The sequence below is a fragment of the Cedecea sp. VD22 genome (assembly GCF_037150195.1).
Lineage (GTDB): Bacteria > Pseudomonadota > Gammaproteobacteria > Enterobacterales > Enterobacteriaceae > Cedecea.
This window is the reverse complement of the sequence record NZ_JBBCPX010000012.1, coordinates 78,046-92,128: the sequence shown is the minus strand read 5'-3', so window position 1 is coordinate 92,128 and position 14,083 is coordinate 78,046. Positions and strand designations below refer to the sequence as shown.

The 14,083-nt window shown below is 59.0% G+C and carries 11 protein-coding genes; 8 read left to right on the top strand and 3 right to left on the bottom strand.

What is annotated here, in order from left to right:
* Positions 1-61: 61 nt before the first annotated feature.
* Positions 62-757 carry a D-allulose 6-phosphate 3-epimerase gene (gene alsE / locus WFK85_RS18445; RefSeq protein ID WP_008455746.1) on the top strand — a complete coding sequence of 232 codons (696 nt, stop codon included), beginning with the start codon at positions 62-64 and terminating at the stop codon, positions 755-757.
* Positions 741-1,685, top strand: coding sequence for an allose kinase (alsK, locus tag WFK85_RS18440; RefSeq protein WP_336709041.1), 945 nt, complete (start codon positions 741-743; stop codon positions 1,683-1,685). Before alsE ends, alsK begins: the two co-directional genes overlap by 17 nt.
* Here alsK and WFK85_RS18435 read toward each other — a convergent pair.
* Positions 1,618-4,200 carry an ATP-binding protein gene (locus tag WFK85_RS18435; RefSeq protein ID WP_336709042.1) on the bottom strand — a complete coding sequence of 861 codons (2,583 nt, stop codon included), beginning with the start codon at positions 4,198-4,200 and terminating at the stop codon, positions 1,618-1,620. The genes alsK and WFK85_RS18435 overlap by 68 nt on opposite strands.
* Positions 4,201-4,566: 366 nt before the next feature.
* Between WFK85_RS18435 and WFK85_RS18430 the strand changes: the two genes are divergently transcribed.
* The 4 genes from WFK85_RS18430 (at position 4,567) to WFK85_RS18415 (ending at position 8,844) form a co-directional block, all read left to right on the top strand.
* Positions 4,567-6,090 (top strand): ATP-binding cassette domain-containing protein, encoded by a 1,524-nt coding sequence (locus WFK85_RS18430; protein WP_166993126.1) that lies wholly within the window; start codon positions 4,567-4,569, stop codon positions 6,088-6,090.
* Complete coding sequence (locus WFK85_RS18425) at positions 6,083-7,075, top strand: ABC transporter permease subunit (RefSeq protein WP_166993123.1); 993 nt, start codon at positions 6,083-6,085, stop codon at positions 7,073-7,075. Before WFK85_RS18430 ends, WFK85_RS18425 begins: the two co-directional genes overlap by 8 nt.
* Positions 7,076-7,110: 35 nt before the next feature.
* A complete protein-coding gene (locus WFK85_RS18420; protein WP_008455755.1) occupies positions 7,111-8,055 on the top strand; it encodes an ABC transporter substrate-binding protein in 945 nt (314 codons plus the stop codon).
* Positions 8,056-8,160: 105 nt separating this feature from the next.
* Positions 8,161-8,844: a D-lyxose/D-mannose isomerase gene (locus WFK85_RS18415; RefSeq protein WP_166993120.1), complete on the top strand. Its 684-nt coding sequence runs from the start codon at positions 8,161-8,163 to the stop codon at positions 8,842-8,844.
* On the opposite strand, the gene WFK85_RS18410 is transcribed toward WFK85_RS18415, so the two are convergent.
* Positions 8,841-9,950, bottom strand: a complete 1,110-nt coding sequence (locus tag WFK85_RS18410) for an FAD-dependent monooxygenase (protein WP_166993116.1) — start codon at positions 9,948-9,950, stop codon at positions 8,841-8,843. The genes WFK85_RS18415 and WFK85_RS18410 overlap by 4 nt on opposite strands.
* 99 nt (positions 9,951-10,049) lie before the next feature.
* Between WFK85_RS18410 and WFK85_RS18405 the strand changes: the two genes are divergently transcribed.
* Positions 10,050-10,862 (top strand): AraC family transcriptional regulator, encoded by an 813-nt coding sequence (locus WFK85_RS18405; protein WP_008455760.1) that lies wholly within the window; start codon positions 10,050-10,052, stop codon positions 10,860-10,862.
* A gap of 3 nt (positions 10,863-10,865) precedes the next feature.
* Here WFK85_RS18405 and WFK85_RS18400 read toward each other — a convergent pair whose 3' ends face one another.
* The gene (locus WFK85_RS18400; RefSeq protein WP_008455763.1) at positions 10,866-11,600 is read right to left on the bottom strand and encodes a response regulator; all 735 of its coding nucleotides are present in this window, start codon (positions 11,598-11,600) and stop codon (positions 10,866-10,868) included.
* A 294-nt stretch (positions 11,601-11,894) separates the two neighbouring features.
* Between WFK85_RS18400 and fdhF the strand changes: the two genes are divergently transcribed.
* Positions 11,895-14,042 carry a formate dehydrogenase subunit alpha gene (gene fdhF / locus WFK85_RS18395; RefSeq protein WP_166993621.1) on the top strand — a complete coding sequence of 716 codons (2,148 nt, stop codon included), beginning with the start codon at positions 11,895-11,897 and terminating at the stop codon, positions 14,040-14,042.
* The last annotated feature ends 41 nt before the right edge of the window (positions 14,043-14,083 follow it).

Sequence of the window (14,083 nt, the reverse complement as noted above, 5' to 3'; positions counted from 1 at the left end):
GAACGGCAGATGCGTTGGCCGCACCCGCTGTCAGAAATCCATAGATTTACAGGAGCTTGTAATGAAAATTTCCCCCTCGTTGATGTGCATGGATCTGGCAAAATTCCAGGAACAGATTGCGTTTATCGACCTGCACGCGGACTACTTCCATATCGACATTATGGACGGTCACTTTGTGCCGAACCTGACGCTGTCCCCGTTCTTCGTCGGCCAGGTCAGGAAGCTTGCCAGTAAGCCGCTGGACTGCCACTTAATGGTCACCCGTCCGCAGGATTACATCGTCCCACTGGCGGAGGCCGGAGCGGACATTATCACCCTGCACCCGGAAACCATTAACGGCCAGGCCTTCCGCCTCATCGAAGAGATTCGCCGCCACGGCATGAAAGTTGGCCTGATTTTGAACCCGGAAACGCCGGTTGAGGCGATGAAGTACTACATTCATAAGGCAGACAAGGTGACGGTGATGACCGTTGACCCAGGGTTTGCCGGCCAGCCGTTTATCCCGGAAATGCTGGACAAAGTGGCCGAGCTGAAAGCCTGGCGCGAGCGCGAAGGGCTGAGCTACGAGATTGAAATTGACGGTTCCTGCAACGCGGCAACCTATGAACGACTCATGGCCGCCGGGGCAGATGTGTTTATCGTCGGCACTTCCGGGCTGTTTAACCACGCCCGGGATATCGACGAGGCCTGGCAGGTGATGAGCGAGCAGATCCTGGCGGCCAAAGACGAGGTTATGCCCCATGCCAAAACCGCTTAACGTAGTGGCCGGAGTGGATATGGGCGCCACCCATATCCGCCTGTGTTTGCAGGACGAGTCCGGCACGGTGCTGCATTGTGAAAAACAGCGCACGGCAGACATTATCGCAGGGGGCGTGGTCTGCGGGATAGCCCATCTGCTGAACGAGCGGCTAGGCAGCCTTCACGCCCGCTGCCGCGGCATGGTGATGGGGTTCCCGGCGCTGGTGGGCAAAGACAAGCGGACGATCATCTCCACCCCAAATTTGCCGCTTTCCGCGCTGGAACTGAACGAGCTGGCAGGTAAGCTGGAGGATGCTCTCGGCTGCCCGGTCGAGTTTTCTCGGGATGTAAACCTGCAGCTCTCTTTCGATGTCGCGCAAAACGGCCTGCAGCATCAGCAGGTACTGGGGGCTTATCTCGGCACCGGCTTGGGCTTTGCCGTCTGGCTGAACGGCGCCCCCTGGACCGGCGCCCACGGCGTTGCCGGGGAACTGGGCCATATTCCGCAGGGCGATATGCACCTGACCTGCGGCTGCGGCAATGCTGGCTGTCTGGAGACGGTGTGCTCGGGGATAGCCCTGAAACGCTGGTACGACGCCAGCCCGAAAACGTATGAAATTGGCGAGCTGTTTACCTTTGCCGCCCAGGCACCGTTTGTCGCTGCCCTGCTCGACCACGCGGCGCGCGCCATCGCCACCAGCATCAACCTGTTCGACCCGGATGCAGTGATCCTCGGCGGCGGAGTGATGGATATGGTCGATTTTCCGCGCGAGGCGCTGGTGGCACAGACGAAACGCTATCTGCGCCGTCCTTTGCCGCATGATGCCGTGCGCTTTATCGACGCGTCTTCCTCGGCCTTCAATGGCGCTCAGGGTGCGGCTACGCTTGCCCGCGCCTGTTTCCTGCCCGCGCTTTACGTAGCGCCTCAGCAAGCTGCGCTCGGGTAAACGGCTTACGCAGCAGCTCCACGTCGGGCAGGTGCTGTTCGCTGCGGCGAAGGTCCTGCCCGCTGATCAGCAGCAAATCCAGGTGAGGATGGTGGCGGCGAGCCTGCTGCAGCACATCCGCGCCGCTTAGCTCGCCGGGCAGCATCAGGTCGCTGATCACGAGGCCGATGTCCGGTACCTCAGCCATTAACTCCAGCGCCTGCTGGCTGTCGCTGGCTTCCAGCGTCAGGTAACCCAGCTCGTGCAGCTGTTCGCACAGGGTCTGGCGCACGTCCGGCTCGTCTTCAAGCACCAGCACAAGCTGGTCGGCGATATCAGCCTGTTCACCGGCCAGCGGCAAGGCTTCCGGCTGCACCTCCGCAGACGCACGAGGCAGTTGCAGTATGACCCGAGTCCCTTTGCCGGGTTCGCTTTCAATCTGCACTCGTCCGCCGGACTGGCGCACAAAGCCATAAACCATCGACAGCCCCAGCCCGCTGCCGCTCCCGGTCTGTTTGGTGGTAAAGAACGGCTCAAACACCTGCGCTTTCACTTCGTCCGTCATGCCGTGGCCAGTGTCGGCCACTTCAATCACCACCATATCCTGTTTGTGCCCTTCGCCACGCACCACGCGCTGGTTCCAGGTGCGGATCTTAATTTCCCCGCTGCGACCTTCCATCGCATCCCTGGCGTTCATCACCAGGTTGATGATCGCGTTCTCCAACTGGTTGACGTCGATCCACGCGGGCCAGGCGGGCTGCTGGGCTTCAACAGCAAGCGTGAGGTGGGCGGGCAAAGAGTGGCGCATCAGCGGGTCGAGGTTTTCCAGCAGGCTTTTCATCGCCACCGCACGCGGGTGCAGCGATTGCTTACGGGAAAAGGCAAGCAGCCGCTGGGTAAGCTGCGCGCCACGTTCGGCGGCCTTCAGCGCGCGCTGAATGCGCACGGCGTCCGGTGAGTCTGTCGCGGTCAGCTCCAGGCTGCCGATGATCACCGCCAGCAGGTTGTTGAAGTCGTGCGCCAGGCCGCCGGTGAGCTGCCCCACCGCCTTCATTTTTTGACTGTGCACCAGCGCCTCCTCCAGCGCCTTGCGCTCGCTGCGCTCCAGCACCACGTTCACCATGCCCCGCCCCGGCACCGGGCTAAAGCGCAGCTCGATGGTGCGCCCGTCCGCCAGCCTCAGTTCCTGCGGCTTTGGCAGAGGTCGGGAGAGATTGCCGAGCATGTGTTCCTGAAGCGGCGTGACCTGTTTGAGCAGCCCAAGATAGTGCTGGCCGCGCTGCAGGCGCTGCGGATCCAGCCCCAGCAGCAGCGGGTACTGCTGGTTCCACACCACCAGGAAACCGTCGCTGTCGAACAGCGCAAAGCCATCGCGCATGGCGTGGAAGGTGGTTTCCAGCAGGGTACTTTTCTCTTTCAGCAGGCGTGAAGTGTGCTCCAGCGACGCCGTATTGCGGGCAAAGACGTTAAACGCCCTGGCCAGTTCACCCAGCTCATCGCGCCGCTGCTGCGCGGGCACGCTGACCTCTTTTTCACCCTTCGCCAGCCGCGTCATCGCCTGGGAAATGGCCGTTAAGTTAGAGCCGAGGTTGCGGTAGATATACAGCCCGGCGAAGCCAGTGATCACCAGCGCCAGCAGGGCGAACAGGCCGATAAAGGCGATAATGGACTGCAAATCCCGGTGGCTTTGCTGGCTGCGCTGCCGGGATTCTTCCCCGACTTTTTGCACGTACAGGTTGATGTCCTGATTCAGAAAAGCCACCAGCGCTTTGATGTGATACATGTGCCAGGCGATGCCCAGGTCACTCTCCTCAAGCTGGGCGGAGAGCGGTGGCAGCTGCTGAAGGCCGCTTCTGAACTGCTGCAAAATACTGTCCGCCAGCGGCGACGGCGCTCGTTCGGGCAGAAGCCGCATCACTTCGCTCAGCTGGCGTACCGCCGGCCTCGGCGAGGAAGACTGAATCGCCACCAGCATCAGGCGATCCATCTCTTTCAGCAGCGCGGCATCCGGCACGTTCAGCCCTTCGCGCGCGTTAACCTCCTGCAGGTGCTCAAGATAGCTCTGGTTCTGGTACAGGGCGCTTAGCAGCAGGTTGCGCTGCAAGTGGCGGCGGTGCCCCATCACCAGCATGTTGGTGACGCTGCTTTCCAGCTCGTTGCTGCGGGCGATGATCCGGCCGACCAGCTGCGGTTCACGCCGGGCCAGCGGCGCGGTAGCCAGATGAGAAAGCGAGTTTTGCAGCGAAAGCTGGGTCTGTTTCAGGCTTTCCGCTTCGCTCTGATATTCCAGCGCGCCGACGACCTGAGAAAGCCTGACCGCCGCCGTCGCCACGTTGGAGGTGTCGCGCGCCAGCTCCATGCTGCCGGACATGTCGAGCAGCGTTTGCCCCTGCACCTGTTCCTGGAGGCGGCTGGCGTGTTGAAAGCCGAGCACCGCCACGCCGCAAACCATCAGCGTGACCGCCACTACCAGCAGGTTGAAAAACAGCAGGCGGCCACGGGCGCTGGCGAAGAAGGACGGACGAGGCTGGGTCATAGGGGCTCCGTGGTTGTTTTTTTCCCCTCACCCTGACCCTCTCCCCAGAGGGGAGAGGGAAAAAAGGGGGTAACCTCTTCCCAAGTGGCACTGGGAAAAAGGGGGTAACCTCTCCCCAAATACGGACTGAGGCCAAAGCATTGCACATCGTCTTTCCCCCTCTCCCTTTCAGGGAGAGAACCGGGGTGAGGGCCACATATTCACTCCAGTTAAGCATTGCACGAATTTTGATAAATATTTCCACACCGGGAATGTGATCCAGGTTAACTATTCAACTCTATGACAAATATGAACGGCCGCTGACATTTTGCATTTACCGGCGCGTGGTTGACTGGCCTCATAAATAACCACCACAGGCGCCGCACCATGAACAGAGTCCCCATTCTGGAAATGCGCAATATTGCCAAGTCGTTTGGCAAATTTTATGCGCTTAAAGGCGTCGATTTAACGGTCTTTCCCGGTGAAATCCATGCACTAATGGGCGAGAACGGCGCTGGCAAAAGTACCCTGATGAAGATCCTTGCCGGGGCTTACATCGCCACCAGCGGCGAAGTGCTTATTGACGGTGAGCCCTACGCCATCAAAGGCCCCAAAGATGCCCTCAACGCGGGCATCACGCTGATCTACCAGGAGATGCAGCTCGCGCCAAATCTCACCGTGGCGGAAAACATTTTCCTCGGCAGCGAACTAGCGCGCGGCGGCCTCGTGCAGCGCAAAGAGATGGTACAGCAGGCGCAGGCGGTGATTGACCGCCTCGGCGCGCAGTTCAAAGCCACCGACCTCGTGATGAAGCTCACCATTGCCGAGCAGCAGCAGGTTGAGATTGCCCGCGCGCTCCAGCGCAACAGCCGTATTCTGGTGATGGATGAACCCACCGCCGCCCTCTCCTCTCGCGAAACGCATCGCCTGTTTGAGCTGATTTTCCGCTTGCGCGATGAAGGCATGGCGATTATCTACATCAGCCACCGCATGGCAGAGATTTATGAGCTGTCTGACCGGGTCAGCGTGCTGCGCGACGGCCAGTATGTCGGCAGCCTGACGCGCGAAAACCTGAACGCCAGCGAGCTGGTGAAAATGATGGTGGGTCGGCCCCTTAGCGACCTGTTTAACAAAGAGCGTGATATCCCGCTGGGCAGCCCTCGCCTGAATGTTCATCACCTGACGGACAACGGCAAAGTGCAGCCCGTCAGCCTGCACGTTCGCTCCGGGGAAATAGTCGGCCTGGCCGGGCTGGTTGGCGCGGGACGTTCAGAGCTGGCGCAGTTGATCTTCGGCGTGCGCAAACCCGCGGGCGGATCGATTGAGATCGACGGCCAGCCTGTGACGCTGCATTCCCCCCGCGAGGCGATTCAGCACGGCATTGGCTTCCTGACCGAAAACCGCAAAGAGCAGGGGCTGTTCCTTGAGCTGGCCGCGCAGGACAACATCACCATGGCCACGCTTGAGCGTGACGCCCACTTCGGCATGCTCGACCGCAAAAAAGCCCAGACCATTTCAGACGACGCCATCAGCCTGCTGAATATTCGCGTCCCTCACGCGCAGGTTCGTGCCGGGGGTCTTTCCGGGGGCAACCAGCAAAAACTGCTGATTTCCCGCTGGGTTGCCATTGGCCCACGCATCCTGATCCTCGACGAGCCAACGCGCGGCGTGGATGTGGGGGCTAAAAGCGAAATTTACCGCATCATGAACCAGCTGGCCCGCCAGGGCGTGGCCATTTTAATGATTTCGAGCGAGCTGCCCGAAGTGGTGGGGATGAGCGACCGTGTGTACGTCATGCGCGAAGGCAGCATTGCCGGCGAGCTGCTGCGCCACGACATTACACAAGAAAATATTATGACCCTGGCTACCGGCGTGACCGAGGCCCATAAGAAAGAGGTGCACCATGACTAACTCAGGCACGCAACCGGTGGCAAAATCCGCCTCGCTCAAAAAAGCCCTGTTCGGCGATTTGATGCAAACCGTCGGTATTTTGCCGATTCTGGTGCTCATCATTGCCGTCTTTGGCTTTGTCGCCCCTAACTTCTTCACCGAATCTAACCTGCTCAATATCGCTCGCCAGTCGTCTATTAACATCGTGCTGGCGGCAGGGATGACCTTCATCATTCTGACCGGCGGCATCGACCTGTCCGTCGGATCTATCCTCGGCACCACCGCCGTCACGGCGATGGTGGTGTCGCTGATGCCTGGCTGGGAAGGCCTGTCGATTCCGGCGGCGCTGTTGATGGGCACCGGGCTGGGGCTGTTTAACGGCATGTTGGTCGCCTGGGCCGAGCTACCGCCGTTTATCGTCACGCTCGGCACCTATACCGCGCTGCGCGGCGCGGCGTATCTGCTGGCCGACGGCACGACGGTGATTAACTCCAACATTAATTTCGAGTGGATTGGCAACGCCTATCTTGGCCCGGTGCCGTGGCTGGTGGTTATCGCCCTGCTGGTGATTGCGGTGTGCTGGTTCATTCTGCGCCGCACCACGCTGGGCGTTCATATTTATGCGGTGGGTGGCAACATGCAGGCGGCACGCCTGACCGGCATCAAAGTGTGGATGGTGCTGCTGTTCGTGTACGGCATGAGCGGGCTGCTTTCCGGCCTGGGCGGCATCATGAGTGCGTCACGGCTCTACAGCGCCAACGGTAACCTCGGCGTGGGCTACGAGCTGGACGCCATCGCCGCCGTTATCCTCGGCGGAACCAGCTTCGTGGGCGGGATTGGCACCATCACCGGCACGCTGGTGGGGGCGCTGATTATCGCCACGCTCAACAACGGCATGACGCTGATGGGCGTCTCCTATTTCTGGCAATTGGTGATCAAAGGGGCGGTGATCATCATAGCGGTGCTGATCGACAAATACCGTACCCGTCACAATCAAAGTGCATAACAACAAAACCCTACCCTACGAGTGAGGAAAACAGCATGCGTTTGAAACCTATAGTTACTGCGTTACTGGCTGGTGCAATGATCGCAGGCGCGCCGTTTGCCCAGGCGAAAGAGTTAAAGTCGATCGGCGTGACGGTGGGCGACCTCGCCAACCCGTTCTTCGTGCAGATCACCAAAGGTGCCGAGCTGGAAGCCCGCAAGCTCGCCGGTGATAACGTGAAAGTGACGCTGGTCTCCAGCGGCTACGATCTCGGCCAGCAGGTGGCGCAGATCGACAACTTCATTGCCGCGAAGGTGGACATGATCATTCTTAACGCCGCGGATTCCAAAGGGATCGGCCCGGCGGTAAAACGCGCGAAAGACGCCGGGATCGTCGTTGTGGCGGTGGACGTTGCGGCAGACGGCGCCGATGCCACGATCACTTCCGATAACACTCAGGCCGGGCAAATGGCCTGTAAATACATTTCGGATCGCCTGAAAGACAAAGGCAATGTGGTGATCATTAACGGGCCGCCGGTTTCCGCCGTACAGAACCGCGTTGAGGGCTGCGAAACCGAATTCAAAAAACACCCGGACATTAAGATCCTTTCGTCTAACCAGAATGCTAAGGGCAGCCGCGAAGGTGGCCTGGAAGTGATGACCTCGCTGCTGGCGGCAAATCCGAAGATCGACGGCGTGTTTGCGATCAACGATCCGACGGCGATCGGGGCCGATCTGGCGGCAAAACAGGCTCAACGTAACGAGTTCTTTATTGTCGGCGTGGACGGCAGCCCGGACGGTGAAGAAGCCCTGAAGCGCGGCGGCAGCTCGCTGTTTGTGGCGACCCCGGCCCAGGATCCGCAGGTGATGGCGGCGAAAGCGGTTGAGATTGGCTATGACATTTTGCAGGGTAAACCCGCGCCAAAAGGCCCGGTGCTGATCCCGGTGACGATGATCGATAAGAGCAATATCGGCAGCTACAAAGGGTGGACGGTGAAGTAATTTGCCCCTCACCCCGGCCCTCTCCCCAAAGGGGAGAGGGCGAAAATGGTTAGTCCTCTCTCCCTTCCAGGGTTAGGGTGAGGGTCCACATCAAAGGAAGGCCAGATGAAACGCTCCGAGGTCAATCAGTACCTGAATGAAACCCGGCAGTTTTTTGCCCGCCACGGGGTGCAACTGCCCCCGTTCGCCAGCTTCTCGCCGCAAAAATGGCTGCAGGTTAACCCCCGCAGCTGGCAGGAGGTATTCGATCTGAAACTCGGGTGGGACATCACCGACTTCGGCGGCGGCGACTTCCTGACCATGGGCCTGACGCTGTTTACCCTGCGCAATGGCTCGCCGGAAGGCGCGCCCTACGCCAAATCCTACGCAGAGAAGGTCATGCACGTGCGTGATAACCAGATGACGCCGATGCATTTTCACTGGAGCAAACAGGAGGACATTATCAACCGCGGCGGCGGGAACTTGATTGTCGAACTGTGGCAGTCAGATCCCTTCGAACAGCCTGACGAAACAGACATCACGGTGGTGATTGACGGCTGCCGCCAGACGCACGCGGCGGGCAGCCAGCTGCGCTTATCGCCCGGAGAAAGCATCAGCCTGGTGCCGGAGATGTACCACAGCTTTTGGGCTGAGCCGGGCTACGGCGACGTGCTGGTCGGCGAAGTGTCGATGGTCAACGATGACGACCACGACAATCGCTTTTTAAAACCGCTTGAGCGCTTCAGCACCCTTACCGAAGATACCTCCCCGGACCTGCTCTTGTGCCATGAGTACCGGCAGTTTATCTAGCCGGAAAGCTTTGCAGCCGCCACGGCGGAATCTGCCACGGCCGCTTTGCCTCTGGCAAGCATCAGGCGTTCATATTCAGCTAAACCGGACAGGCCCTTGCCGTGAAGCGCGGTGGCAAGATCGGCGGCATCTCTCAACGCAGTATTAGCCCCTATGCCACCGGCCGGACTCATGGCGTGGACGGCATCGCCCAGCAGGGTGACGTTTCCGGGCTGCCAGACAATATTCGAATTGCCGTAGCGGACCGGCAGCGTCGCAATATGTTCTGGCAAAGTCCGTTGTATAAGCTTTTGCAGCATCGGGGGAAGAGACAAGCTGTCTAAGGGAACAGCTAACCGTGAACCGGGGCCGATCAGCGCCCAGTAAAGATAATCTTCGGTCTGCGTGAGACTGCCGTTAAAACCCGCCTTTGCCGCGAGCGCTGTAAAATCCTGCCGAAAGCGCATTTCATCAATAATGGCGCTGAATCCGTCGCAAAACAGCACGTTAGTGCCTTCGTACAACGCCTTCTCCACCGTTAAAGCGCTTTTGCCATACAGGCAGAGATAGCCCGAATCCGCCGGCGCGGCATCAGGGGCAAGCTGTGTCCTGACCCGTGAATTGATACCGTCCGCGCCGACCAGAAGCTGGCAGCTTGCGTCAGCCGTATGAGCAAACCTTAGCCCTACCCGGCCTTCACTTTCCTGATGGTAACCCTCTAAAGCGTGGCCGTAGCGCAGAGCCCCCTCGAGGCCACACATCAGGATTTCCCGCAGGGTCTGGCGATGAATGCTTAAATCTGGGGCAAGATCGGGGTTTTGTTCAGCCCGATGCCAGCCTTCAGGCTGACGGCCATTAGCCTGTTGTCCGGTTCTATCCAAAAAACGTCCTTCCGTACTGGCTACCGAGGCCGTTTGTCGAAAGAGTTGATAAAGCGCAGGAGGCAACACCCTGGCAAGTGCCTGCTGCCCTTGGGCGTCGATTCTAATCCGGTAGCCCTGGATACGGCTGTCGGGCGCCGGATCTGCCTCGTAAACGGTGGCGCTGATTCCATGGCTTTTCAGGCCCTGAGCCAGCGCCAGCCCGCCCAGTCCCGCACCAATAATTGCAACGCCTGAAGTACTCATGAGGTTTCCTCTGTGGTTTGTTCTGGTTCCACAAAAGAGTTGCACGGCTCGACCGCGCAAGGATAACGTTATACGGACGATAAATAGTGAAAACCGGCCATGATAAAACATCCTCCTCAGCCACCAGCCCCCGATTACAGCGAATGGCTTAGCGGCCCGGCGCTGATTGCCCTTGAAGGCAGCGTCGCCCCTGAAAGTGAATATCTGCTCGGCACGCGGGAAGTGGCCTGGCACCAGCACCTGCGCGGCCAGGTTTTTTGCGTGGAGTCTGGTTTACTGCACGTTCACACCGCTGACGGAGCCTGGTTTTTGCCTCCCCATCGCGCCAGCTGGCTGCCGCCGGGCGTAATCCACAAGGTCAGCATCAGCGGAGCCGTAAAAGGCTGGACGCTGCTGATTACGCCTGAAAGCTGCTCGGGGTTGCCGGAAAAGCCCTGCGTGATTGCCGTTTCGGAGGTGCTTCACGCGCTCGCCCGTCGCGCCTGCGAATGGGATAAGCAGGCAAAACCCGAGCCGGAACATCAGCGTATGGCCGCCGTTATTTACGATGAGATTTGCCGCGCACCGCACGAGGCGCTGCATTTGCCAATGCCGACAGATCATCGGCTGAAAAAAGTGGCTTCTGCACTGCTCGCGAACCCCGGCGATGAGCGGACTTTTGAAGCCTGGGCGGCATTCGGCGCGCTTTCGCCCCGCACTCTGCGTCGCCTTTTTGTGGCAGAAACCGGCCTAAATTTTGCCCAATGGCGGAGGCAGGTCCGGCTGACCCACGGGCTGGATAAGCTGGCACAAGGCATGTCGGTATCGGAGGTTTCAGAATTACTGGGCTACGCCTCTCCGGGCAATTTTATCCATATGTTCAAAAATGCCTTTGGCACTTCACCGGCCCGCTACTTTTCGACCGGGAACTAGACGCTAAACCGCATTATTCTCGCCGTGAGTGATATCGGCGGCAAAAACGTAGCCCACGCCGCGGATGGTGCGAATCAGCGTGGGCTGGTGCGGGTTGACCTCAATTTTGCGCCGCAGCCGCATGATTAATACGTCGATAGTGCGGTCGAACACTTCCAGGCTTTCGCTGTGGGTGAGCTCGAGCAACTTTTCCCGCGACAGCACTTTCCTGGCGTTCTGCACCAGGGAAAGCAGCAGGCCATATTCGCCCTGAGTGAGATCAACCTGCTGTTGCTGAGCATTCATCAACTGGCAGCGGTCGGTGTCCAGCCGCCAGCCGTTAAACTGCAGCCCGCTGGTTTTGGTCGGGCTGCTTTCTACGGCCAGCGCCCCGCTGCGCCTCAGTACCGCTTTGACTCGGGCCACTACCACGCGCCCATTGAACGGTTTGGCGATGTAGTCATCGGCGCCCATTTCCAGGCCCACGACGACGTCGGACTCGCTGCCCATGCCGGTCAGCATCACCACCGGCAAAGCGGGACGCAGTTTCTGCACCTGCTGAAGTACCAGCAGGCCGTTGGTATCCGGCAGCATCATATCCAGCAAAATCAGCGCAACAGAAGGCTCTGCCGCCACAATCTGCAGCGCTTCATTACCGCTATGGCACACAAGCACGTCAAAGACATGTTCACTGAGCACGTCGCGCAGCACGTCGCAAATGGCCTTGTCGTCATCCACCACCAGGATTGCAGGTTTCATTATTTTCTCCGGAGGGGAGGAGGTTCTTTTTAGTGTGAGCGATTGTTGATTGCGCGCCGCAGAAAGAACACAGATCCATGTAGAATTTTCTATCACTGTCACAAATGGCCGTCAGTTCGACACGTCATTTATGACGAAATCCTGCTTCTCTCGTCAGTGCTCCCGTCGGATCTCCCAGAACCCCGCGCCATTACCCACGTATTCTATGTGGCATAGATAATGCATTGAGTGGCTCAGCAAGGCGGTTTGCTTTTATCGCCGCACTTAAATGACAGCATTGACTGGAGCAACATGATGAAAAAAGTCGTCACGGTTTGCCCCTATTGCGCCTCGGGTTGCAAGATAAACCTGGTGGTGGATAACGGCAAAATCGTCAAGGCGGAAGGCGCACAGGGTAAAACCAACCAGGGCGACCTGTGCCTGAAGGGGTATTACGGTTGGGATTTTATCACCGACACCAAAATCCTTACCCCGCGCTTGAAAACCCCGATGATTCGCCGCGAGCGCGGCGGCAAGCTGGAAGCCGTATCCTGGGACGAAGCACTGGATTACGTCAGCTCACGCCTGAGCGAGATCAAAGCCAAGTATGGCCCGAACGCCATTCAAACCACCGGCTCTTCACGCGGAACAGGCAACGAAACCAACTATGTAATGCAAAAATTTGCGCGCGCCGTTATTGGAACCAATAACGTCGATTGCTGCGCACGTGTCTGACACGGCCCATCGGTTGCAGGTCTGCACCAGTCGGTCGGGAATGGCGCGATGAGTAACTCTATCGTCGAGATTGAGGGTACTGATTTAGTCTTTGTGTTCGGGTACAACCCGGCGGATTCACACCCTATCGTGGCTAATCGCGTGATTAAGGCGAAGCAGAAAGGGGCTCAGATTATCGTTGTCGATCCGCGCAAAATTGAAACCGCTCGCATTGCCGATATGCATTTAAGGTTACGCAACGGCTCAAACATCGCGCTGCTGAATGCGATTGGCCACGTCATTATTGAAGAGAATCTTTACGACCACGCTTTCGTCGCTTCTCGTACCGAGGGCTTCGAGGAGTATCGCAAAATTGTTGAAGGCTACACGCCGGAATCCGTAGAGGAAATCACGGGCGTCAGCGCCGGGGAAATCCGTGCGGCGGCGCGCATGTACGCCAAAGCCAAAACGGCCACCATCCTGTGGGGCATGGGCGTGACCCAGTTCTATCAGGGCGTGGAAACCGTGCGCTCGCTCACCAGCCTGGCGCTGATGACCGGCAACCTCGGCAAGCCTAACGTGGGCGTGAACCCGGTTCGTGGCCAGAACAACGTGCAGGGTGCCTGCGATATGGGCGCGCTGCCGGACATGTTCCCCGGCAACCAGTATGTTCGTGACGCGGAAACCCGCAGCAAATTTGCAGCAGCCTGGGGCGTTGACGCGCTGCCGGAAGCTAACGGCTACCGCATCAGCGAACTGCCTCACCGGGTCGAGCACGGGGAAGTCCGCGCGGCCTATATTATGGGGGAAGATCCGCTCCAGACCGACGCCGAGCTTTCCGCCGTGCGCAAAGCGTTTGCCGGGCTTGAGCTGGTGATTGTGCAGGACATCTTCATGACTAAAACCGCCGCCGAGGCCGACGTTATTTTACCGTCCACCTCATGGGGCGAGCATGAAGGCGTCTTCACCGCCGCCGACCGCGGTTTCCAGCGCTTCTTTAAAGCGGTTGAGCCGAAGTGGGATCTCAAAACGGACTGGCAGATTATCAGTGAAATCGCCACCCGCATGGGCTACCCAATGCACTACAGCAACACCCAGGAAATCTGGGACGAGCTGCGCCACCTGTGTCCGGACTTCTACGGGGCAACCTACGAGAAGATGGGCGAGCTGGGCTATATCCAGTGGCCTTGCCGGGACACATCTGACGCGGATCAGGGCACCTCTTACCTTTATGAGAGCAAGTTTGAGCGCCCTAACGGCCGGGGGCAGTTCTTCACCTGCGACTGGGCACCGCCTATCGATCGCGTCACCGACGAGTACCCGATGGTGCTTTCTACGGTGCGTGAAGTGGGCCACTACTCCTGCCGTTCAATGACCGGGAACTGTGCGGCACTGGCCGCGCTGGCCGATGAACCGGGTTATGCACAAATCCACGTCGAAGATGCCGCCCGGCTGGGCATTGAAGATGAGGCGCTGATTTGGGTGAATTCGCGCAAAGGCCGGGTTATTACCCGGGCAGCGGTCAGCGAGCGTCCGAATAAAGGCGCAGTGTACATGACCTATCAGTGGTGGATTGGTGCCTGTAATGAGCTGGTGACGGAGAACCTGAGCCCGATAACCAAAACGCCGGAGTACAAGTACTGCGCCGTGCGCGTCGAGCCGATCGTCGACCAGCCGGCCGCCGAGCAGTATGTGATTGATGAGTACAATAAGCTGAAGGCCCGGCTGCGCGAAAGCGCGATGGGGTAAAACATCCCCTCACCCTAACCCTCTCCCCCTTGGGGAGAGGG